Below are 22,040 nucleotides of genomic sequence, written 5' to 3' on the forward strand. Positions count from 1 at the left end.
TGCCCTCTGCCGCAGCCAATATTTCCTCCCAGGTTGCAGCCAGCGACTCACCATCCGATACGGATGGCAAGCGGACGCCTGCATCCTGGATTTGGAAGGGTGCGGTTACCCTCTCAAGTACCACCTGAATCGCCTGCTCCATCGTCAAATGCTCCTCACGCAGCGCCCCTCGCATCACCTTTAAGCACTCTACATCCTCTGGACTGAACATTCTCGATTGGTTGGCGGAACGCGGGAACACATAGCCCTGCTCCTCCAGCGCTGCTGCATATTTACGAAGGGTACTGGCCCCGATTCCCAACTGCTTTGCTGCTTCCGTCGTCGATCTGCTTTCTTCCATTGATCATTACCTCCCTGGATGGTATGGAAAGAAATAAGCTTGTATATGTACAATTCGCGGAATCAAATGGAAACCCTTTGGCAAAAATGTTCTAATATTGCGGACTGCTAGGAACCTTTGTCATACCATCACCACCGCCCACTGATTTCTGGAATTAAGCCTATGATCAAGCAGCATTTAAAATCTGACAAAGTATGTGTTACCTCGCCTATTTCCCATTCAATAGGGTGTCCTTTTTAGAAATGTCACATAAATGTCACACTCCCCATAATCCTATGGCATTATTTCTACCATAAGCGCGGCGCAAAGCACAATCAATGCGAATACCACCTCAAAAAGAAGCTACTCACTCCCTGCAATACATACCTGCAAAAATACTGCGTATTCCACGTATCTTCTATATTACAGCCTATACATGTGCTTCTGGTGATCGTTATTTTTATAATTTTCGGAATGAAGGCAAAACGATGGATATTTCCAAAAGATCAGCAATATGTTATGTTATGTAACGTAAAATGGGTTTCAGACATAATTTGTAGCATATTAACGTTCGCTGGAACGAGGAGGAAACATAAATGAAGGGGAAGGCAAGGAAAGTAGCTATTGTCGGCGCAGGGATGGTCGGTTCGAGCTGTGCCTACTCAATGGTCAATCAGTCCATTTGTGACGAAATTATGATGATTGACCGCACATATGATCGAGCTTTGGCCCATGCGCTGGACCTGTCCCATTGTATGGATTTTACGTCTACACGTACCAAGGTACACGCAGGAACGTATGCAGATTGCACGGATATGGATGTTGTCATTATCACGGCCGGGGCTAACCCCAAACCAGGTCAAGATCGTCTGTCTGTACTGGATGATGCGGTGATCATTACGCGCGAAATTGTAACGGCGATTATGGAGAGCGGCTTCGACGGCATTTTCATCATTGCGGCTAATCCTGTCGACATTGTGACCTATCTCGTACAAAGCATATCCGGTCTACCACGCAACAAGGTAATCGGCACAGGCACCTCCATTGACTCGTCCAGGCTTAAGACGCTGCTTTCCGAGGTATTTTCCGTAGATCCACGTAGCGTACAGGGGTATGCTCTTGGCGAGCACGGCGATTCGCAATTCATCGCATGGTCACACGTGACCATTGGCGGCAAGCCGATCCTGCATATTCTACGTCAGCATAAGGAGCGTTTCAGCCACGTCGATCTGGACGAAGTTGCCCGCAAAACGAAGGATGCAGGCTGGGAGATTTTCGCCCGCAAAGGCGCTACTTATTTCGGCATTGCCAATGCGCTGGCATACATTACCCGTTCCATTTTAAATGATGATGGTAAAATTATAGCGGTTTCCGCCGTATTGGACGGCGAGTACGGGCACACGAATGTCTGCACGGGCGTTCCGGCGATCATCGGCAGCAAAGGAATTCAGGAGGTCATCGAGCTGGAGCTAAGCCCGGAAGAACAAGCCAAGTTCGACGCCTCCTGCCGCTTCATCAGCGATAATATCCGTGCCATGTCGGGCTTAGTTTAAATTGTGTCATACGCCGGATTGAAATGTGACCCGGAAGAATGATAACTTTAAAACAAATGACCCATAAGAGGGTCATTTGTTTTAATAGAGTCCTTGAAAAAACAGATAGAGCTGAATCCTCATATTCCGTCCTATATTTCCTTACGACGGAATACCGTCAGGCCCGCAATCCCAAACACAACAAAGCTACCCAGGACAACCGTAATCAGCGTATCCGCTGGTACGATGAAAGCCCCGAAGCTGTCTCTTCCGGTAGGCATCATCGCCAGCACAGGCTGTACCCACGGATAGTACGGGCCGTAGGTCTGTGAGTTGGCGACCAGAATATTGGGCACTGTGAAAACAAAGTTCAAGGCGAGCGGCGCGGCAAAGCTGGACCACAGGAAAGACACCATTAGCTGTAACGCAGCCAGCGGCAGACAGGCTACCCAGCCTGCGAGCAGACTTTGGGCGATGACTGACCAAGGGATCGGCCCATTCATGTCCCGCACAGCTCCAACACCCAGCAGCGCTCCCCCGAACAATAGTTGAGTCAGCCCCACCAAAGCCATAATCATCGTCAGCTTGGCCGCGTAGAGACTGGTGCGGGATAATGGCAACGACAGCAGTTGCTTCCAGCCGCCGCCCCCATGCTCGAATCGGCAGACCATGGATGCAAATACGGCGGTCAGCATCGGCATGAACAGCAGCGCATGCACTGTGAGCATGCTAGAGAGTAGTACCAGCCAATTTCCTCCGGGGTTCGACAGCAGTCCGATCAGGACGGCAATCGCCGGGCTGACGAGCGCGAGCAACCAGACGGGCGACTTGGCTATTTTCAAACGTTCGACAGATAGCAGTCGTACATATCCTCCGAGCATTACGCCACATCCTTTCTGCTAAAATGAGCCGCCGTCAGCAGACTGAGAAGCGCACCCGTTCCGCAGCCGATGGACGCAAACATCCACGCTTGAGGCGCAACCCATGCGAATTGCGGCCAAGCCAGCGGAAACCATTCGGACAGCTGTGAAGCAAACAAGCTGCCGATGCCTAGCGTAATGCCCAGTGTTACAGGCAGCGCCTGATTATGAAACGTGACCGTTAGCCACAATAGCAGTACGAGCATGGGCAGTGTTCCTCCCAAGGGCCAAAACCCAATCCGCAGCAATTCTCCTATTGGAGCAGGCTCTCCCCCGAAGCCAAGTATCATGCCCAGTCCCCACGTTCCAACGGTAAGGAGCAGGCAGGATACACACAGCATCCCGATAGCCAGCGCCAGCTTGGCCATATAGACACTGAATCTGGGGATAGGCAAGGCCAATAGCTGCTTCCAGGAGTTGGACGAATGCTCCACATTCGCCAGCATGGAAGCGACCATCGTGGCCCCTAACACCAGCGCAAGGGGAACAAACATAGCGATGTTATCCATCAAGGCTTCCCATAGATGACCCTTGCTGCGCGGAATCAGATAATCATAACGAAGCCCGAAATTCAGCGCCTGCATCGCCACCAGTCCTAGTGGTCCAAGGAACACCAGAAACCAGATACCCTTTCTGCGCGCTTTGAGCAGATCCGCAGTCAGCGCCCGCAGCATCATAGGGAAGTCCCCCCTTTGCCGACGACCTGCATGAACATATCCTCCAGGGATTTGCGGCGTTCCTCTACACGGTATATAGCATGCGTATTTTCGACCAGCCTTCTGACCAGCAGCGCCACAGCCGCATCATTCATGTTTTCAAAATCCAGAGCAGCCCCGTCTCTCACCGAATGATAACCCTGCTCACGTGCAATGAGCTGGGCTGTTTGCGGGTCGGACGTGACAATGCGAATACCCCCTGCGGATTCCTGCCGGAGATTGTGAATCGTATTCTGGAAAACCAGCTCTCCTTCGCGGATAATTCCCACAGTATTTGCCATATGCTCCACTTCGCTCAGCAGATGGCTGGATACCAGTACAGTGATTCCTCGTTCCTTGGGCATCGCCTGAATCAATGCGCGCATTTCCTGAATGCCCTCCGGGTCCAAACCATTTGTAGGCTCGTCCAAAATAAGCAATTCCGGATTGCCCAGCAGCGCGGCGGCGATACCAAGCCGTTGCTTCATCCCCAGCGAGTAGCCCTTGACCGGGCGTTTGGCATGCTTGGTCAGTCGAACAACTTCCAGCACTTCCGCAATGTTCTCTTTGGGCACATTTAAAATGCGACGAATGGCCTCCAGATTTTCCACTGCGTTCAAATGACCGTAATACGAAGGGTATTCCACCAGTGAACCGACTTTACGCAAAATATCCAGCTTATGTCTGCGGATATCCTTACCGAATATGCGGATCGTTCCTCTTGTCGGGCGAATGAGTCCGAGCAGCATGCGGATGGTTGTCGTTTTCCCCGCTCCATTCGGGCCGAGAAAGCCGTAAATATCTTCCCGCCCTATTTTCAGATCCAGCTGGTTGACCGCAGGGCGGCCTTTGTATATTTTGCTGAGACTGCTCGTTTCAATAATGTATTCGTTCAAGTTCCTCACCTCGACACCTATCGTAACGTGCCAAGTTTAAAGCCAAGGGAACTCTTAGTTTAAGTTTTGTTTAAAAAACGGATTTGTATCCCGGCGGATGAACTGACAATATCCCTCTCCAGATTCATTTCACGGGCCAGCAATTCTGTAATCGCCAAGCCAATCCCGGCTCCTTTTTCACTGGATTGCTGCTCCATTCCCGGTCCTTTATCCGCAATGACTAATGCCTCTTTCCCGTTATGTTCCTCTACATGGATACCAATATATCGGCCTGAGGCAGCATGGCGAACTACATTTTGAAAGAGATTGTCCAGCAAACGGCGGAAGCCCTGCTCATCGACCTTCCACACGATACTATGCTCAGGCAAGTCGATATCCACCTCCAAACCTTCCTTCTCCCAAACCGGATACCAACTGGCCGCACATTCCCGCACCAGCCGCAGAATATCACGCGGTTCGTTATTCAATGTATATTTGCCGCTGGAAAGAAGATTATAGGCGAGCAGGTTGTCGATCAGACTTCCAAGGTCTTTTAACTTGTTTTCCATCAGTGTAATAGACTGCCTTCCCCTGTTACTCAGGTTTTCCTCGTCCAGTGTGTACAGATGGCTGCGCACGACCGTAAGCGGCGTCCGAATATCGTGTGACAGATCGGCGACCAACCTTTTCCGCAAATCTTCCTCCTGACGCTCACGTCCCCGACTCTCCGCCAGCTGCTCAACCATCTGGTTGAACGCTTCCTCCAGCTTGCCGATTTCATCCGGTCGTCCGGTGCTGACGAGAATGGGCAATCCATCCTCTCCTCTCTGCGACATGGCTGCCTGAAGCTGCACCAGTCTGCGCCGAATGCCTCCAAAAAACAGGAGAGATACGAATATAAATGCTGCGAGTATTAGTAAAATAAAAAAGAGATAGTACAGTGTCATGCTATTGCCCGTACGCGACTGATCAAAAAACGAACGAGGAACTTTCAATACCATATAGCCCTGATCGGCGTTCTTCTGGCCACCACCAATAAATGCGACTACAGTAAATAAGTCTGAATTCATGGCTTGTTTCATGAATGTAATAGCTTGCATCGCGTCCCAATGCTCTGGAAGGTCTGGTTGTATCGGCAACTCGAGTCTTGTTTTCCCCGCTGCATCCACCCAAAATATCTGTGAATCGGGAAACGTATCTCCCTGTATTTTTTTTAAATGGGTTGATATTTGCTCCGGGGTGGCTCCTTTTAAGGCTACAGCTTCACGATGCCAGCTATCTTTGGTCCGTGAACCGGAGAGATAATGTGAATTTGCAGGCTTCATATCCGTAACCCAATCAGACAAGACACTACTTACAATTAACGTAGCAGGTAACATAATCGGCAATAGCATCATAGCAACCACAATAATGACCAGATAGCGGAACAACAGTGAACTACGAAAACGACCTCCCTGACATGGCCTGGAACTGCGATGCAACCCCGCCCAACCCTTGCGCGTCCTGCTCATTACGCTTTCACCCGGTAGCCTACACCACGGATCGTCTCAATGATGCGGGGAGTGGCAGGATCTACCTCCAGCTTTTCGCGCAAATGTCGAATGTGGACCATTAAGGTTTTGTCCCCGTCGATATACGGATCGCCCCACACGGCTTCATACATTTGCTCCTTCGTCATAATCTGGCCCAAATGCCGAAGCAAATAAGTAAAAATATGATATTGCTTGCCTGTCAGCGCAATTTCTTCCCCGGTATCACGGTTCACAATACGGTTATCGGGAGGGTACACCGCCAGATGTCCCAACTGTAAGGATTCCTCGGGCACCGCGCCTGATCGACGCAGCAAAACCTCCATACGTGCAATCAGCTCGTCCGGGTGAAAGGGCTTCGTCACATAATCGTCGGCAAAATCCAGCCCTTGCAGCTTATCGTCAATGGAGGTTCGGGCGGACAGCATAAGAATCGGAAGTTCCGGGCGTTCCTTCTTGAGCCTTTTTCCAATCGTAAATCCATCCAGACCGGGCAGCATCACATCCAGAATCACAAGCTGGCATGTACGGGCTGCTTCCACAGCCCCATCCCCGCTGCGCAGCCACACCACAGCGTAATTCCGCTCTTCCAAATACCGATGCATCCAAGCGCCGATATCCTGATCATCCTCGATGTATAACACATTTGTTTTCATTCACGCACACCTACTTATCGTTTTTCTTTTATGTAATGGGCATTATAGCATTTATGGTACATAACCCGCGTAAAAAGGTTAATAACTACCTTATACGACATACGCTTCACAATTTCAAATTCTAATGCTCGTGAAAAAGGAGGCCTAGCCGATGCTGCTGGAAGCGATATACCATCATCCGAAGCGTAATTGGGCTTTTGGTTATGATGATGCAACTATATTTTTACGGCTTCGTGTGAAGAAAAATGACCTGACCGCTGTACACGCTCTAACCGGAGACAAATACGACTGGGATCGCACCCGACAGCTCATTCCAATGTCCAAATTCGCCACCGACGGCAGATTTGATTACTACGAGTGTACCGTAAAGCCCACTCACCGTCGGCTGAAATATGGATTTTTGCTGGAAGACGGCGAGGGACGCATTTGGATGAATGAGGATGACTTTACCACCAAGGAACCTCAAAGCCCAGACAGCCTGTTCCAATATCCGTTTTTGAATCCGATTGATATTCTCAAACCACCTGCATGGGTGAAGGATGCAGTTTTTTATCAGATTTTCCCGGAACGCTTTGCGAACGGTGACCCCTCAATTAGCCCGGAAGGTGCCGAGGCCTGGGGTGGCACACCGCGAAGAGACAATTTTTTCGGTGGCGATCTACAGGGGATCATAGATCATCTGGACCACCTGAACGAGTTGGGGATTAACGCCCTGTATATGACTCCTGTGTTCAAGGCGACGACCAATCATAAATACGATACCGAGGATTATATGGAGGTGGACCCGCATTTTGGGGACAAGGAGACGTTAAAAAAACTGGTGGATGCCTGCCACGACCGGGGAATCCGGGTACTGTTCGATGCAGTGTTCAACCATTCGGGACGTACCTTTAAGCCGTTCGTGGACGTGCTGGAAAAAGGCGAAGCCTCCCTTTATAAGGACTGGTTCCACGTACATAGCTTTCCGCTGGAAGTAGTCGATGATATACCGACCTACGATACCTTCGGGCTGGAGCCGATGATGCCCAAGCTGAACACCGAGCATCCCGAGGTGAAAAAGTACCTGCTGGATGTGGCAAAGCATTGGATCGAAGAGATCGGCATCGACGGGTGGCGGCTGGATGTGGCAGATGAGGTGGATCACGCCTTTTGGCGGGAGTTCCGCACCACGGTCAAACAGGCTAACCTGGATGCGTACATTCTGGGTGAAATGTGGAATGAATCGTCTGAATGGCTACAGGGCGACCAGTTCGATGCGACGATGAATTATCCGTTTACTTACGCGGTGAATGATTTTTTCGTCAAAAAAGAAACCGATGCCCAAAGCTTCGCCTTTGCCATCGGACGGCAGTTGGCCCGCTATCCGCAGCAGGCCTCTGAAGTGGCCTTCAATCTGCTGGATAGCCATGACACGCCGCGCCTCCTGACGCTGTGCGGCGATGACAAGCGGCTGATGCGGCTGGCCGCTCTGTTCCAGTTCACGTACATGGGCGCGCCCTGCATCTATTATGGTGATGAAATCGGTCTGGATGGAGATGCCGATCCAGGCTGTCGCAAGTGCATGGAGTGGGACCCTGACAAGCAGGACCGCGAGCTGTTCGACTTTTACCGCGAGCTGATTGCGCTGCGTAAGGAGCACCCGGCGCTGCGTGCCGCGGGAAGCCTCACTTTTCTGGAGGCAGAGCCGGAGGGCACATCCCTCGCCTACGAACGCCGCAGCGAGGAAGAGGTGCTGCTTGTGCTGCTTAACCGTTCCGGTAAGAGCCACATGTTTGAACTGAACATTCCCGAGCAGGAATGGGAATTGGCTTTTGGCGAAAGCCAGTGGTCCGCAGGAGCGAAGGGCTTACGCGCTGAGCTTCCAGCCTATGGCTACGCCGTGCTGAAGACAGCGCCTGCGAAGCGGGTGGAATAGACGCTCTCCTTTTAATAAACGGAGTAGTCTCATCCCTTGAGGCTACTCCTATCTACATACAAACATTCCCAAAACGGTGGTATAATATGTTCAGATAAACGCTGATTTAGCATCCGGATTGTGAAAGGGGTGGTTCATTTGGAACATACAACCACGATACGCACAGAGCTGGAGCAATTCATGGCACGAGAAGACCTAAGCATTATCCAATTTTGCGAAATGGCGGATGTAGAAATGGAGGCAGTCCATGCTATTTGGGGCAAAAAAATGCCATTCTCGGTAGAGCAATTGGATCGGGTTACATGTGGTATGCGACTGAATCCAGGCTATTTTTATGAGCATTACATCGAGGAATATCTGGTCGAGGCTGTGCCCGATTGGAGTAACATTAAACCTTTTTTATACCGATGTGAAGAACTCGGCAGACTGGATTGCATTCGGCAAACCATCTATTTATGGTTGGATAACACGACTTACGCTCCTCTGTTGTTCGAAGTAGCTGAGGATTTTTTCATACATGACAAACATGCCGCCGCAGCCCTTCTCTACAAAAATATCGTTAAAAGGGAGGGCGGCCGACGTTCAGAACGCTTGGCCTTGTGTCAGTATCGCTTGTTTATTCTTGGGCTGGGACCCGATAAAGAGCAAAACGTAGATGCTGCTAACCGGGTTTTTCCCCTTTTGGATCAGCTTGACGACATAGACCGACTCGACGCATTAAGAGAACTGGCGAACGCCTATATGCAATGGAAATGGTGGGATTTGGCCAAGGACCTGGCTCAGGATATGGACGATGAGGCTAATATTCAATACCTTCTCATGCACCAGCCCAATAAAGTTAATCAGGAACCACTCAAAAAGCCACAAAGACCAATGTTCTTTTATATGGCCTATTCTAACTATCTTCGTGCGAACATTTGTGAGGGCCAGGGAAACTACAAGCAAGCGCTACAATATACTTACGCGTATGCTGATCTAAGCTGGGTGAAGGAAACGGATGAGGAAACCCAATACTGGCTAAACAAATGTAAAGAATGGGCACGCTCTAGTATATTTTTATATAAAATGCTAACCGGAGATGTAAGTGCTATTTTGGATTATGTTACATGCATTGAGGCTTCACAAACGGAGCTGATACCGGGTTTATTAAAAATCATCAGAGCCGCCAATCAGCAGGATATCAAGGTAGATTATTTTCTTAAAAAGTTCGAAACAGACATTACAGCCTTTATAGCGCGGGAAAAAGCTATTGTTACGTATACGCACAAGATCACGCCAGATTTATATATTCTTTTTCTGTATGAGCTGGCTCACTATTATCTCAGCAGAGGGGCCTTTGACCTTGGTTTTAGCTTTTTAATCGACAGCTTGGACAAATCTCTGGAAGTCGACGATAAATCGAATACGATCAAATGTATAGGGATGTATGAGCATTTTCGCTTATTTGCTTCCCGTGAGACGGATGCAGAGTATACGAGATTAATGACCGGAATGTACTTGAAAGATGATGACTAACATGACCTCATTAAAATTTGCGATTATATAAGTGGACTAAAAGTTACCTATAGTGCCATTCCGCCTACTCCGTTTTCCATGTATATTTTTAATTCAACTTGCCTAAGCTCAAACAACGCGTGCCGATTGGGTATCAGCACGCGTTGTTTGCATAGCTTTTTTATCTGATTACTTATTTTGAACATCTGTTCTTACGACCCCGACATCAGAAGCATTGATAGAAATGGGGTTGCCACCTTGTCCTGTCTGAGCTGAAGAAGATTGTCTGACGTCTACCGAAATTCTTTTATTTTTAAAACCGCTCCGTCTCTTTCTTCCCAAAGCAATTACCTCCTTTAAATCTCTCATTTGCGAGTCCCCTGTTCAGACGGATATAAACCATCCTTGAGTTGATCTCAACTGAGAAGAGATATGTTATATGAATATGCTAGAGTAGGAGAAGTTGTATCGGCGAATAGCAGATCATACAAAAAAGAGATTAACGTAGGCTTTTTTTGCAGGGCCGTATGAAGATCAGTTCCGTCAATGCATTCTGCCTGTATTGGAGAAAAAGGGATACAATAAGGAAAATAACACAAACATTTACCCTCTCACCTTCGTACTGTCGGAGGACAAGAACTTGTACCGTTAAAAGACAAGAACTTGTACCTATTACCGTAATTTAATCCCCCCTGTGCTGGCTTATTAAGTCTTAAAAGGCAGTACAACGATCATTTCAAATTGTCTGCTTCTCCTTCAATTTTCAGATGATCAACATATTTTCAGCTACACCAACATCACCGGTCCAGTGGTAACATTAACATTTAAACCTTAACTTTTTTTAAATCAAAGAGCTTGATTTTTACTCCAATGCAGATGAGTGCAAGCATCAGAAACAATACACCGCTCCATACAATCTGGTGTGTTCCCATTTGGGATAAGAACCAGCCACCTGAGGCGGTGCCTATTGTTACACCCAAATTTGCAAAGGATACAAACAAGCTATTGCCAAACTCAGTTGCTTCTGAGGTCTCAGAGGTTAGCCAGGTTTGGCTTATAATGAGGCCGCTTGTAAAAACAGCTCCCCACGCAATGATAATAAGGATCATCGGAATCGTGTAATTTCCCGCAAAAAATACCAGCAAATAAATGATTCCGAGCAGCAGAGGATAAAAAATGGTTGTTTTAACTATACTCTTGCTTAATAGCTTAGCTGCCTGTAGATTACCGAAAACACCGCTCGCTCCGAAAAGAATTAACATGATACTTATCGTTTTACCATTCATGTTTGTCACTATTCTAAGGTATTCAGCAAAATAAGAATATACGGAGTACAATGCTGCAAGAATGAAACAAGTGGCCGCAATGTTAAGCCACAATTGTGGCTTAACCAAAATTTTCAACTGTTTCCCATAAGATAACTTTTCTTTTACTGACATGGATGGAATCCAAGTTAGTATACCGATTAATGTGCAAGCATTAATAACAGCAGAAAAGAGAAAAGCAGCTTCGAGTGAAAACTGATCCCCAATAAATGATGTGATTGGAATGCCTAAAACCATCCCCACAGTTAATCCTGTAAAAACTCTGGAAACTGCTTTAGCACTTTGTTCTTTGGGAACAGAGCTTGCAGCTGCTGAAAATGCTACTGAGAAATAAACAGGATGGAGAAAAGCAGGTAAAATACGACAAAACAATAGGACAGAATAGTTGGGGGCAAATGCTGAAACAAGATTGGCAATTGTAAAAATAGCAAGCACTCCTGCTAAGATTTTTTTTCGGTTTATTCCGGAAAATAATAAAATCATGAACGGACCAGAGATGGCAATGATAAGCGCAAACATGCTTACAAGCATACCAGCTTGAGAAATGCTGACTTGGAATTGATTTGAAATCTGCGGTAAAATACCTATAACTCCAAGTTCGGTATTAACTATTCCAAATACGCCGAGGGCAATGATAAAGGTTACAAATGACGTTTTCATATGGATGTGAAATTCTCCTTATATTTTAAAGTAATATATAAACATATAAAACAGTATTAAGATCATGCATTCCCAATACATCAATGGTGATGTTTGTTTTAGACCAATGTATACCGTTTAATATTTGCTTCTGTCAGTGTTTGAACTAGTTTTTGGAATTTAAGGATTATATTTGTCCATCTTATGTTCTAATTCATAATTCTTCTCCATCTCCTTGTAGATAACGATTTTATCTGCAAGCAAATTTAGATTTTTCTGAAGCTCAATCATATGCTCTTGAACTTCTTTATAGTGCTCTTCGAGAAGCACCCTCCTTGTAGTTATAGTTGAATCGCCCTGCCTCCTTAACTCAGCGATTTCGATCATTTTGTTGATTGACATTCCTGTAGCTTTCAGTCGAGTCAAAAACTTAATCCAAGTGATATCTTCAGGTGAATAATAACGGTAACCATTTTTATTTCGGTGGATTGAGTTAAGAAGACCAATATTCTCGTAATAGCGAAGCGTGTGAACACTAAGATTCGTAACATCAGCAACCTGTCGAATAGTTAGTAATTTTTCCATGAACACAGTATATACTTTCGAGTTAACTCGAAAGCAACACTTAATTGTTCTGTAGATGTCTCTATGAAATTTTCGGACTAAAGTATCTACCTTTTCACATAAATTAAGTTACTGAATGTCATCGGGATTTTAGACGCCTTCATCCCTTGGGAGATTCCCGAGGAGTGGGTTTAATAGTCATCATTCTGTGGTAATAAGACCATGTTCTTGCCCTCCTACACGTACCGAGCGCTCCTCAAGGATTGTACTCGGTCAACCACAAATCGCTAGATAAAGTCAAAGATGGCGTAACCATAGGAGTACCACAGGACGCAGTCAATCAGGAACGGGCTGTACGGCTCATTGAAGAGCTGGTGAATTTCAAGGTGCTGGATTCGGCACAAATTCTCGTTTCTCTGAAAGACCTTGGTTTCGGAATTGTGAATGGTAACTTTATTACCGATGCAGGCAAGATTACGCTGGAAGCAGCGGAATTTCATGTGGAGCATCCTGAGGAAACGGCTGCCCCTTGGCAAGAACTATTCTCGTTAATTCATATTGTATAAAAAAGCGCCGTTTTGCAGAATCTATGGAATATGCCGAAGCATACACACCTTACCCGAACGGGACGGAGAAGCGGAGGAACATAGATGAAGCGAATGTTTGCCTTATGGTTATGCACTGCGGTTGTTGGCATGTTAGTAGTTACGGGTCAACCCGCACTAGCTACGCAGGCTGTTGACGGACAGCCTTATCATTTTGGATTTAAAAAAAGCAAGGGAGGCGAGCTGCCTTCCATCGCGCAAGAGGGCTTTATGCACTTGATCGAAAGACAGGGAGGCATCTTTTTGGGGGATACAACCAAAAAAGAACTGTATCTCACCTTTGACAACGGCTATGAGAATGGATTTACCCCCAGAGTGCTGGATGTATTGAAGGCTAAAAAAGTCCCGGCTGCCTTCTTTGTGACCGGGCATTTTGTAAAAGACCAGCCTGCTTTGATGCGCCGTATGGCAAGTGAAGGCCACATCATCGGGAACCATTCATGGAGCCATCCTGATATGAGTACAATTTCTTCGGCACAGATCCGGTCCGAGCTGGATAAGGTACGAAGCGCATCGGCCGAACTGACCGGACAAAAAGAAATGAAATACGTCCGACCGCCACGCGGCATTTTTAGCGAAAAAGCCTTGGCTTCCTGCCGGGAAGCCGGATATACAAGCGTATTCTGGTCTGTGGCTTACAAGGACTGGGATACGAATATCCAGCAAGGAGCAGACTATGCCTATCGTCAGGTCATAAAGCAGCTCCACCCCGGAGCGGTCATTCTGCTCCATTCCGTGTCCAAGGACAATGCCGAAGCGCTCGGTTCTATCATTGACGAAGCTCGCAAGCAAGGGTATGAATTCAAAAGTCTGGACGACCTTAAGGTCAAGCATTACCACTAGAGAAGCATCTTAATCCGGCAAGTCTTGTATGTATTAGCCCGATCCTACTGCCTGGTATAGACAGTGGGATCGGGCTTTTTACTTTACGCTCAAAGAAGGGTTTGGATATAATAGATCGGATTATCGCCAAGATCCGTGAGCTGGCTGGAATGAAGCCAGAACGATTATTCCAAGTTTAACTTATACACTCTGGCTTCATAAGGACGCAGCTTTAGGACGTTCAGATTCTCACCTTTTACCGACTCGTAATTGGACAGAAGCAGCTCTGCTTTGGCGGCAGGATAGCCCTCCTCAGGCCAGTGGAATACCGGGTTACGGTCAAAAAAGTTCAAAATAACTAGCAGCTGCTCCTTCTCCAACGTGCGAGTAAACACATACAGCTCGGTATCCAGCGGCAGCAGCAGCTTATATTCACCATAAACGATTACCTCAAGCTGTTTACGCAGGGCAATCAGCTTACGATAATAGTGAAAAATCGAATCCGGGTTATGTCTTTCCGCTTCAACGTGGATATGCGTGTAGTTGTCGTTGATTTTCATCCACGGCTCTCCATCGGTAAACCCGGCCGCACTCCCTCCATTCCACTGCATGGGTGTCCGCGCATTATCCCGGCTTTTTCTCCAAATCGCCGCCATAATCTGCTCTTCCGGTTCGCCAAGCTTCCGCTGCTGCTCATAATAATTCAATGTCTCCACGTCCCGGTAATCATCAATCGACGAGTACACGATATTCGTCATGCCGATTTCCTCACCCTGATAAATGTACGGCGTACCTTCAAGCATATGTATGAAGGTTGCCAGCATTTTGGCCGACTCCACTCGGTATTGTCCATCATTCCCGAATCGCGAGAGGGCGCGCGGCTGATCATGGTTGTTCAGATAATTCGCATTCCATCCCTCCTGGTGAAGCACCGTCTGCCATCGACTCATAATTTTTTTTAACTCTACCAGTGTCCACGACTTGGATTTCCATTTTTCTGTCCCCTGTCCCTGGGCATCTATAAACATGTGTTCAAACTGGAAAACCATATTCAGCTCATGCCGCTGATCTCCCACATAATCGAGTGCCTGTTCAGGACCCAAACCCGATGTTTCACCGACGGTCATTAAGGGGTACCGCTCCAGCACTCTTTCATTCAGCATGCGAAGAAGCACATGCACTTGTTCCAAATTGGAAAAGAGCTGATAGGCCCGTACCAATGTCCGTTTCTCGGGATTATCGGCATCCGGCAGCCCTTCGGCTTTGACAATATGGGCAATGGCGTCAAACCGGAAGCCATCGACTCCCTTTTTCAGCCACCATTCCACCATACGGTACAGTTCAGCGACCATTTCTTTATTGTTCCAGTTGAGGTCCGGCTGATGCTCGGAATACAGATGCATGTAATATTCGTCTGTAAGCTTGTCATATTTCCACACAGAACCGGAAAAATACGATTCCCAATTGTTCGGATATCCGCCATTTTTGCCTGTTCGCCATATGTAGTAGTCCCGTTTCGGATTATCCTTGGACGAGCGTGATTCCGTAAACCACGGATGCTCATCCGATGTATGGTTTAAAACCATATCCATCATAATTTTGATGCCTCGTTCATGCGCCCTGTGAAGGAGTTTATCAAAGTCCTCCATCGTTCCGAATTCATCCATAATGGCATAATAATCGCTAATATCGTAGCCGTTATCATGATTGGGTGATTTGTACACCGGACAAATCCAGATGACATCAATGCCCAGCTCACTCAGATAGTCCAGCCTGGACAGAATGCCTCGCAAATCTCCTTTTCCGTCTCCGTCCGAATCCTGAAAGCTGATCGGATAAATCTGATACACAACGGCTTCCTTCCACCATATCTTTTTGGGCATGTTTCCCTCCTGTAGCTTCTCTGTACATCCAATAGCATATGCTCTTAACATACACGCAATACCTGCTGGCGAATCGTTTGTATGCTGGGGAGAAGGGAGATTGAAAAAATATTTTTAAAAACAGGTTGTAAAAGTTACTCCGGCGTTACCTATATATATGAACCGTCCTATCTATGAACCGACAGAAGCGGTCCCATTCTCTAAATCAAAGGAGGAAGTCACATGAACTATCGGCCCAAAGAACCAAAGGATCTGATTGTGGAGTCGGCTGTGATCCCGCCGAATATCAATGTGGATGTGGAATCAGCCACCGAAGGAGGGAAGCGCCGCCTGATGCTTAGCGATAATCCGGAGACGCTCACCCCCGTGACTGTACCTGCCCGGCAAGCTACCCTGTGGCATGATGTGGTGCGCACGACAAGCCGGACGGTCAAGCATCGCATTTTCGGCTGGCATTACAACAAAATCGGCGGACCCGTCAAACTGGGCATCACCATAGAGAACAAAAGCGATGCTACGCTGGAAGTACGTCATATCGAGCGGGCTCTTGAGATTGCGCCTGAGGATGGGAACTGGATTATGGATGTCGGGCAGTCGATTGCCAAAAGCTGTCTGGCAGGTACGATGAAGCGCTTGAAGCCAGTAGACCGTCATAAATTTGGCAAAGGCACAGCGCTGCTGGAAGAATTCGAACTTCCCGAGGGGTCCCTTGCCGGATTCACCTATGACTTCACCGTAGAATATGCCGAAGGCCACGGTACGCTGGACTATGTAATCCGCACCGTGCTCAGCAAGGATACACAGACCGACCTGCGCGGGATTCATGCGGAGCCGCTACCACCCGTACCGCCGCCGCAGGCGCATCCGCGCGGTGCATGGTCCTTTTCCGAAACGAACGCGCGGATGCCGGAATACGTGGTCGGGCAAAGTGCCAACTACCGGACATGTGCCACCAAAAAACTGGACGGCGAGACTCCCGCCGATCTGCTGTTTACCGGGGCCCGCAGCGAGCTGGGCCCTGCACTTGATAACCGTGGACAATTCGGTGTTATCTATAACGCGACGATTCCCATCGTTAACGACGGTGACGAGGAACGTACGGTCCGCATCTACGCCAATCCGCGTGGCGGAGCGTTCGCCGGGTCTGTGCGTGTGGATGATCGTGTATATGGTATCCCTCTGCTACGAGATAATACCAAGGTATGCCGATTGGCTGATATCAGCGTCCCTCCCGGCAGATCCAGCTATGATCTCAGCTTCATGGTCGCCGGCAGTGCAACTACGCCGCTAGGTCTGTACGTTATTACACTATAGCTGTGCTCACGATGACTGGATGAGCGAACGTGGGGCCAAAATTTTCACAGGATATGGTCTGCTCTATAGTAAATGGAGCTGTCCTAAAATGCTGGTTTTAAACTTTATTGGACAGTCACGCTTCGTCATTAATATAAAAAAGCGCGAGTGCAAGGGTTATTCCCCCCTGTAGCTCGCGCTTTTTGGTTCATGCTCACCCAATTGAGCAGGTTATGGTCAAGCGAAGGCACGTAGTCCTCTTCGCCGCCATACCGGCATCGGCGATGACCATACTCGGTTTGTGTCAGAATAAATATCGCTCTATTTGAACCGCTGGACCTGCCTCGAAGGCATAATGGTCAACTCTGGAATATTGACATGCTCCGGCTGCTCTAGTGCATAAAGGGCAGCTTCTGCAACATCATCGGGATGCAGCGGCAAAACGCTCGAAGTAAACGCCCGAATTTCCTGCTCGGGATATCCGGCCACCTGCGAAAATTCCGTCGCCACCGCCCCGGGGTGAATCGCAGTTACACGAATTCCTTGCGTACTGGTCTCCAAACGCAATGCGGAGGCTATGGCGCTAGCGCCGTACTTGGTAGCGCTGTATAGTCCTCCTCCGGCAACCACTTCCTTCGCTGCAATAGAGGAAACAATGACAACATCCCCCTTGGCCTGTTCCTTCATTGGCTGAAGTCCGTACTTCAATGTCAGGACAAGACCGTGCACATTCGTCTTGTAAAGCTCCTCCCATCTTTCCAGTTCCACTTCTGCCAGTGGGCTTCGATACCCGAAGCCGGCATTGGCGACGATAATGTCAAGCCGCCCCCAGCGTTCAAGAATGGCTTGAACCGCCTGCTGTACGTCTTCCTCTTTTTGGATATCGGCAGGTATTGCCATGACCTCGTACAATTCCTCTTGGTGCAAGTCGCGAACCAATTCGTCCAATCGCTCCTGACGGCGTGCCAATACAGCTACATACGCGCCTCGCTCTGCCAGTTTTTTTGCAATCGATGCCCCAATGCCGCTACTTGCGCCTGTTACCAAAGCTACTTTCCCGGCCAGGCTTTCCTTCGCTTTCCAAGATAATTTCAACTCATCCAATATCATGTTAAACCCTCCCAAGCTTATTTGGTTAAAAGCACGCGATGAACACCCTGGCTGCCTCCAGGAGCTGTACCTATATATAAATATCCGTCATGGTTTACAACCGTGGTTACCCCATAAACCGAGCCTTCAGGATCATGCCAGCTTCCGATGAGTTTACCCTGCGGATTAAGCTCCACAGCAAGCCCATGCTTCACAGGTGCGCTTGCACCGCTGAGCAGCGATTGAGGCAATTTGGCCATCATTCCAGCCAGCCACGGGCTTCCATGCATCTGATCTACAAAGGGAATACGTGTCGTGAAGAGACCGACCCAGAAATGGCCTTGATCATCACGCGTAATGTTATCCGGAAAACCGGCGAGATTATCCGCAAAAATATCCGAAGTCCCCTTCTTCGGCCCTTTGAGCCAGTATCGGGTCAATTGGTAGTGATACGACTCTGCCACAAGCACAAAATCTTCGTCCGCAGACAAGGCAACCCCGTTCGCAAAATAAAGGCCTTCCAACAGAACTGTCGTCTGCTTGGTCGCCGGATCATATTTCAGCAAACGTCCATGCGGCTTGTTCTCGGCGATTTCTTTGAAGACTACACTGCCATAATTGGAGGTGTCAGAAAAATAAATGGTACCATCTTTGGCAATATCCAGCTCGTTGGCCAAATAGATCGGTGTGCCGTCGACTTGATCGGCCAACACCGTCACGTTTCCGGAAGGATCTACCGATAGCAGCCCCTTCTTAACATCCGTAACGATCAGATTTCCAGTTGCGTCAAACATAAGTCCATTGGGCGTTCCTTTGGTATCTGCATATAGCTGGGCCTTTTGCGGATTGCCCTTTGTATCAAAGGCAGCCTTATAAATTTTCCCGTCGGAGTCTCCCGTATATAAATTTCCTTTCTTGTCAAAGGTGATAAATTCCGGAAACTTAGGGGCATCTGTTACAAGCTCTGCGGAGCTGAGTTTATTATTTTGTTGCCATGGACCCGCTTGTTCAAAAGAGGGGGGCGAAGGTGCAAGCCATTTTGCAGGCTGGACAGGGGAAGGGATAAGCATAAAAATAACCACTCCCAGAAGGATTACCGCCAGGAGCGATAATCCGGTTCTGCGTACCCATTTACGCGGTTTCTTATTCTTTTTTCCTTGAGAATCTTTGACAGACAAATCAGGTTTACTGGGCATTAGAGTGCCTCCTATGTGATGTGAATAATATTTATATTTGAACGACGATTTTACCGAAATACTGTTTTCCTTCAGCCAAAAGTGCGAAGGCTTCGCCGATTTGGCTGAGCGGGAATACCCGGTCGATGACAGGATGTAAACGATGGCGGGAAATGGCACGATTCATGTTTTCGAAATGTTCCCGGTTACCGACTTGGCTGCCGCGAATCGTCGCAGCCTTCTGCAAAATGCTGGTGACATCGAACTCAGGAATGGTCAAGCCCGATAAGAATCCGACCATGCTCACAGTCCCTCCGGTACGAAGTGCATTGATGGATTGCACCATTGTTGCCGCTCCCCCTACATCCAGGACATGGTCGACTCCGCCTGTCAGCTCCAGAGCCACCTTACCCCACTCGGGAACTTCCGAATAGTTGATTGTCTGCCATGCGCCGAGAGCCTTTGCCCGTTCCAGCTTGTCATTGCTGCTCGATGTGATAATTACCCGTGCTCCCGCCATCAGAGAGAATTGAAGCCCAAAGATGGAAACACCGCCTGTTCCTTGCAAGAGCACCGTATCCCCCGCTCGCAGCCCGCCGGATTCCATCAGCATGCTCCATGCGGTTAATGCCGCAATCGGCAAGGTGGAAGCCTCCTCCCAAGAAAGGTGATCCGGAATGGCGACGACCCCTTCTTCATGCAGAACGATATATTCAGCCGCCACTCCACTGAGCGGGCCTCCCAGACTGTCCTTTAAGACCTCCGCTCTCGTGCTCCCGCCAATGAATTTCTGTTGTAAATTTGCCGCTACCCTTTGTCCAACCTGAAATTTTGTCACCCCTTCGCCCACAGCTACAATTTCACCTGCTCCATCGGATAACGGAATGAAGGGAAATTGAAGGCCGATCGGCATTACTCCGTTGATAACTACCAAATCCCGGTAATTTAGGGACGCTGCCCTTATGCGGATCAGAACTTCCAGCCGTCCCGGCACCGGTATGTCAAGTTCCGTCAAGGTTAACTCTTCAAAGCCAAAACCGTTTTTCAGTTGCACTGCTTTCATTTTGGTTGTCCTCCCTGTAATGTTAAACTTTTTACCTAGTATGGATACAGTGTATCACTCAAGAAACGATGTTTCCCATGTAATACACTGTATCCAATTGTCTTCAAAACGTCAATCTTTACTTTAAAAATAAAAACGGTCGTAGACTGCTTCCGGGCTTTTATCGTTCCTTACCAAGTAAAATTGGAGACTGGGTGGCTTCGCTTGTCCAGAACTTGCTCAGGTGGGCAAGCATGACCAAAAAACGCGAGTTGCAGGGGTGAAATAACCCCTGCACTCGCGTTTTTTTTACATCAATGGTGATATAAGCGCTGTCCAATAGAATTGGAATTTGCTTATGCGACAGCCTTATTTAAGCTCCAATTTTATAAACTATGTCGATTTAAACGTGCTCATGACTACACTACGCTACTAAGCATAAAATTGGGGGGCGGACTCGGCTCCGGCTTGCCAAACAAATAACCCTGCGCCAGGGACACACCTGCTTCACGACAAAATTCAAAATCCTCCATCTGCTCAACGCCTTCAGCCAGTACCTGGCCGCCAAAACGAGAAGCCGATTCCACGATCCCTGTAATTTGTCGCTTCTGATCACTGTTGAGATAACAGCCATCAATTAAACTGCGATCAATTTTGACATAATCCGGCTGGAGACAGTTCATCAGCTCTGTCGTAGAATAACCTGCCCCCACATCGTCCAGTGCCACTGAAACTCCACGTTTGCGATATAGTTCAAAAATATGATGCAAAACATTCAGGTCATCAATTTCTTCCGTCTCTACGACCTCAAACACAAAATCCTCCGTATTCATGGACAACCGATCAATCGTCTCAAAGGTATGATTCAAGCAATAGGCCGGTTTATAAATAGTGGAAGGAAGAAAATTAATAAAACGTTTGATTCCCGCAGGAAGGCATGTTGCACTTTTTTCAATCGCAGAAATACGGGCTGACCGATCCAGATGAGCATGCAAGCCAGCTTCACGGGCAATTTCAAACAGCCGAAAAGGCTGAAAAGGCCGCTCCGAATGTGACGGACGCAACAAAAATTCAAACCCGATAACATTCAGCTTGTGGTCGACAATAGGCTGCATATGGCTGGAAAAGCTTTGATCCGTAATAATGTCCATGACATTCGGATGCTTGATTCGGGCTTGCAGTTGGCTGAATGGAAGCCAATCCTCATACCCTTCGATATGAAACGTTCCGGTCACCACAACCTCCATATGTAACAACCATTCCTTCGGCAGAAGAGCCAGTCTGTCCATCAATTGCTCCAGCTCCGAAGGACTGTGATAGCGAAACGCAGCGCCGTCCTCGCGCCCTTGTTCCTGCTTTATTTGTTCCGACAGCATACCCAAATTGTCCACCGCTTGAGTAAGCGACACCCTGGAATGCCTGATTTTCAGCAATCCCTGGTCCTTAATAGGTAATATGATGCTGCAATTGCTGCAAGTCATAATGGTCCTCCTCGGAACAATTTTCCGGTTTTTTCACCATTATATCACAAATAACTAGAACAAAAGTACTATAAAATTATGAAAAACAAGCTTGTTTCCATTTTAAACTTAGGACTTAAGTGTATATTAGACAAGAGATAAAGCCCTTTGAACCATTTTCCAATTAAATTACTGTTATTCTAGAAAA

At 47.9% G+C, this 22,040-nt stretch carries 19 protein-coding genes and 1 pseudogene; 6 read left to right on the forward strand and 14 right to left on the reverse strand.

Features of this window, described 5'->3' with window-relative positions; translation table 11 throughout:
- Window positions 1-340, reverse strand: a 340-nt coding sequence (locus tag L696_RS0108125) for a MerR family transcriptional regulator (RefSeq protein ID WP_025683204.1), incomplete at its 3' end; no start/stop codon positions are given.
- A gap of 575 nt (window positions 341-915) precedes the next feature.
- Between L696_RS0108125 and L696_RS0108130 the strand changes: the two genes are divergently transcribed.
- Entirely contained in the window at window positions 916-1,872 is a 957-nt protein-coding gene (locus L696_RS0108130; RefSeq protein ID WP_025683205.1) for an L-lactate dehydrogenase, read from the forward strand.
- Between the two features lie 131 nt (window positions 1,873-2,003).
- Here the strand turns inward: L696_RS0108130 and L696_RS0108135 are convergent, their stop codons facing one another.
- From L696_RS0108135 to L696_RS0108155, 5 genes are read right to left on the reverse strand one after another with little or no spacing between them, the layout of a single operon-like run.
- A complete protein-coding gene (locus L696_RS0108135) occupies window positions 2,004-2,732 on the reverse strand; it encodes an ABC transporter permease (protein WP_025683206.1) in 729 nt (242 codons plus the stop codon).
- Entirely contained in the window at window positions 2,732-3,448 is a 717-nt protein-coding gene (locus L696_RS0108140; protein WP_025683207.1) for an ABC transporter permease, read from the reverse strand. Before L696_RS0108140 ends, L696_RS0108135 begins: the two co-directional genes overlap by 1 nt.
- A complete protein-coding gene (locus L696_RS0108145) occupies window positions 3,445-4,362 on the reverse strand; it encodes an ABC transporter ATP-binding protein (protein ID WP_025683208.1) in 918 nt (305 codons plus the stop codon). Before L696_RS0108145 ends, L696_RS0108140 begins: the two co-directional genes overlap by 4 nt.
- Before the next feature lie 59 nt (window positions 4,363-4,421).
- Window positions 4,422-5,852 (reverse strand): HAMP domain-containing sensor histidine kinase, encoded by a 1,431-nt coding sequence (locus tag L696_RS0108150; RefSeq protein ID WP_025683209.1) that lies wholly within the window; start codon window positions 5,850-5,852, stop codon window positions 4,422-4,424.
- Window positions 5,852-6,526: a response regulator transcription factor gene (locus L696_RS0108155; protein WP_025683210.1), complete on the reverse strand. Its 675-nt coding sequence runs from the start codon at window positions 6,524-6,526 to the stop codon at window positions 5,852-5,854. Before L696_RS0108155 ends, L696_RS0108150 begins: the two co-directional genes overlap by 1 nt.
- Window positions 6,527-6,677: 151 nt before the next feature.
- Here L696_RS0108155 and L696_RS0108160 point away from each other — a divergent pair, with 151 nt between their 5' ends.
- A complete protein-coding gene (locus L696_RS0108160; RefSeq protein ID WP_025683211.1) occupies window positions 6,678-8,441 on the forward strand; it encodes an alpha-glycosidase in 1,764 nt (587 codons plus the stop codon).
- Window positions 8,442-8,579: 138 nt separating this feature from the next.
- Entirely contained in the window at window positions 8,580-9,956 is a 1,377-nt protein-coding gene (locus L696_RS0108165) for a hypothetical protein (protein WP_025683212.1), read from the forward strand.
- A 168-nt stretch (window positions 9,957-10,124) separates the two neighbouring features.
- Here L696_RS0108165 and L696_RS28380 read toward each other — a convergent pair whose 3' ends face one another.
- From L696_RS28380 to L696_RS0108180, 3 genes are all read right to left on the reverse strand, one after another.
- The gene (locus L696_RS28380) at window positions 10,125-10,304 is read right to left on the reverse strand and encodes a hypothetical protein (protein ID WP_049827310.1); all 180 of its coding nucleotides are present in this window, start codon (window positions 10,302-10,304) and stop codon (window positions 10,125-10,127) included.
- A gap of 455 nt (window positions 10,305-10,759) precedes the next feature.
- Window positions 10,760-11,920, reverse strand: coding sequence for an MFS transporter (locus L696_RS0108175; protein ID WP_025683213.1), 1,161 nt, complete (start codon window positions 11,918-11,920; stop codon window positions 10,760-10,762).
- 159 nt (window positions 11,921-12,079) lie between these two features.
- Window positions 12,080-12,484 (reverse strand): MerR family transcriptional regulator, encoded by a 405-nt coding sequence (locus tag L696_RS0108180; RefSeq protein ID WP_025683214.1) that lies wholly within the window; start codon window positions 12,482-12,484, stop codon window positions 12,080-12,082.
- Window positions 12,485-12,705: 221 nt separating this feature from the next.
- Here L696_RS0108180 and L696_RS0108185 point away from each other — a divergent pair.
- Window positions 12,706-13,029: pseudogene (locus L696_RS0108185) on the forward strand (MetQ/NlpA family ABC transporter substrate-binding protein); the annotation flags it as partial.
- Window positions 13,030-13,113: 84 nt separating this feature from the next.
- Entirely contained in the window at window positions 13,114-13,911 is a 798-nt protein-coding gene (gene pdaA / locus L696_RS0108190) for a delta-lactam-biosynthetic de-N-acetylase (protein WP_025683216.1), read from the forward strand.
- A 164-nt stretch (window positions 13,912-14,075) separates the two neighbouring features.
- Here the strand turns inward: pdaA and L696_RS0108195 are convergent, their stop codons facing one another.
- Window positions 14,076-15,773 carry a glycoside hydrolase family 13 protein gene (locus tag L696_RS0108195; protein WP_025683217.1) on the reverse strand — a complete coding sequence of 566 codons (1,698 nt, stop codon included), beginning with the start codon at window positions 15,771-15,773 and terminating at the stop codon, window positions 14,076-14,078.
- Between the two features lie 222 nt (window positions 15,774-15,995).
- Here L696_RS0108195 and L696_RS0108200 point away from each other — a divergent pair, with 222 nt between their 5' ends.
- Complete coding sequence (locus tag L696_RS0108200; RefSeq protein WP_025683218.1) at window positions 15,996-17,087, forward strand: hypothetical protein; 1,092 nt, start codon at window positions 15,996-15,998, stop codon at window positions 17,085-17,087.
- Between the two features lie 300 nt (window positions 17,088-17,387).
- Here the strand turns inward: L696_RS0108200 and L696_RS0108205 are convergent, their stop codons facing one another.
- The 4 genes from L696_RS0108205 to L696_RS0108220 all read right to left on the reverse strand — a co-directional run bounded on the left by L696_RS0108205 (window position 17,388) and on the right by L696_RS0108220 (window position 21,853).
- On the reverse strand, window positions 17,388-18,176 hold the full coding sequence (locus L696_RS0108205) for an SDR family oxidoreductase (protein ID WP_025683219.1): 789 nt from the start codon (window positions 18,174-18,176) through the stop codon (window positions 17,388-17,390).
- Between the two features lie 17 nt (window positions 18,177-18,193).
- Complete coding sequence (locus tag L696_RS0108210; protein WP_025683220.1) at window positions 18,194-19,351, reverse strand: SMP-30/gluconolactonase/LRE family protein; 1,158 nt, start codon at window positions 19,349-19,351, stop codon at window positions 18,194-18,196.
- A gap of 31 nt (window positions 19,352-19,382) precedes the next feature.
- Window positions 19,383-20,393 (reverse strand): zinc-dependent alcohol dehydrogenase family protein, encoded by a 1,011-nt coding sequence (locus L696_RS0108215; RefSeq protein ID WP_025683221.1) that lies wholly within the window; start codon window positions 20,391-20,393, stop codon window positions 19,383-19,385.
- A gap of 398 nt (window positions 20,394-20,791) precedes the next feature.
- Window positions 20,792-21,853 carry an EAL domain-containing protein gene (locus L696_RS0108220; RefSeq protein WP_025683222.1) on the reverse strand — a complete coding sequence of 354 codons (1,062 nt, stop codon included), beginning with the start codon at window positions 21,851-21,853 and terminating at the stop codon, window positions 20,792-20,794.
- Window positions 21,854-22,040 lie beyond the last annotated feature (187 nt).

Source organism: Paenibacillus maysiensis, from assembly GCF_000520815.1.
Lineage (GTDB): Bacteria > Bacillota > Bacilli > Paenibacillales > Paenibacillaceae > Paenibacillus > Paenibacillus maysiensis.

Coding starts and splice junctions, on each gene's coding strand:
- L696_RS0108160 (WP_025683211.1), top strand. CDS start 6,678: ATGCTGCTGGAAGCGATATACCATCATCCGAAGCGTAATTGGGCTTTT.
- L696_RS0108150 (WP_025683209.1), bottom strand. CDS start 5,852: ATGAGCAGGACGCGCAAGGGTTGGGCGGGGTTGCATCGCAGTTCCAGG.
- L696_RS0108140 (WP_025683207.1), bottom strand. CDS start 3,448: ATGATGCTGCGGGCGCTGACTGCGGATCTGCTCAAAGCGCGCAGAAAG.
- L696_RS0108195 (WP_025683217.1), bottom strand. CDS start 15,773: ATGCCCAAAAAGATATGGTGGAAGGAAGCCGTTGTGTATCAGATTTAT.
- L696_RS0108200 (WP_025683218.1), top strand. CDS start 15,996: ATGAACTATCGGCCCAAAGAACCAAAGGATCTGATTGTGGAGTCGGCT.
- L696_RS0108205 (WP_025683219.1), bottom strand. CDS start 18,176: ATGATATTGGATGAGTTGAAATTATCTTGGAAAGCGAAGGAAAGCCTG.
- L696_RS28380 (WP_049827310.1), bottom strand. CDS start 10,304: ATGAGAGATTTAAAGGAGGTAATTGCTTTGGGAAGAAAGAGACGGAGC.
- L696_RS0108180 (WP_025683214.1), bottom strand. CDS start 12,484: ATGGAAAAATTACTAACTATTCGACAGGTTGCTGATGTTACGAATCTT.
- L696_RS0108130 (WP_025683205.1), top strand. CDS start 916: ATGAAGGGGAAGGCAAGGAAAGTAGCTATTGTCGGCGCAGGGATGGTC.
- L696_RS0108175 (WP_025683213.1), bottom strand. CDS start 11,920: ATGAAAACGTCATTTGTAACCTTTATCATTGCCCTCGGCGTATTTGGA.
- L696_RS0108135 (WP_025683206.1), bottom strand. CDS start 2,732: ATGCTCGGAGGATATGTACGACTGCTATCTGTCGAACGTTTGAAAATA.
- pdaA (WP_025683216.1), top strand. CDS start 13,114: ATGAAGCGAATGTTTGCCTTATGGTTATGCACTGCGGTTGTTGGCATG.
- L696_RS0108210 (WP_025683220.1), bottom strand. CDS start 19,351: ATGCCCAGTAAACCTGATTTGTCTGTCAAAGATTCTCAAGGAAAAAAG.
- L696_RS0108215 (WP_025683221.1), bottom strand. CDS start 20,393: ATGAAAGCAGTGCAACTGAAAAACGGTTTTGGCTTTGAAGAGTTAACC.
- L696_RS0108155 (WP_025683210.1), bottom strand. CDS start 6,526: ATGAAAACAAATGTGTTATACATCGAGGATGATCAGGATATCGGCGCT.
- L696_RS0108220 (WP_025683222.1), bottom strand. CDS start 21,853: ATGACTTGCAGCAATTGCAGCATCATATTACCTATTAAGGACCAGGGA.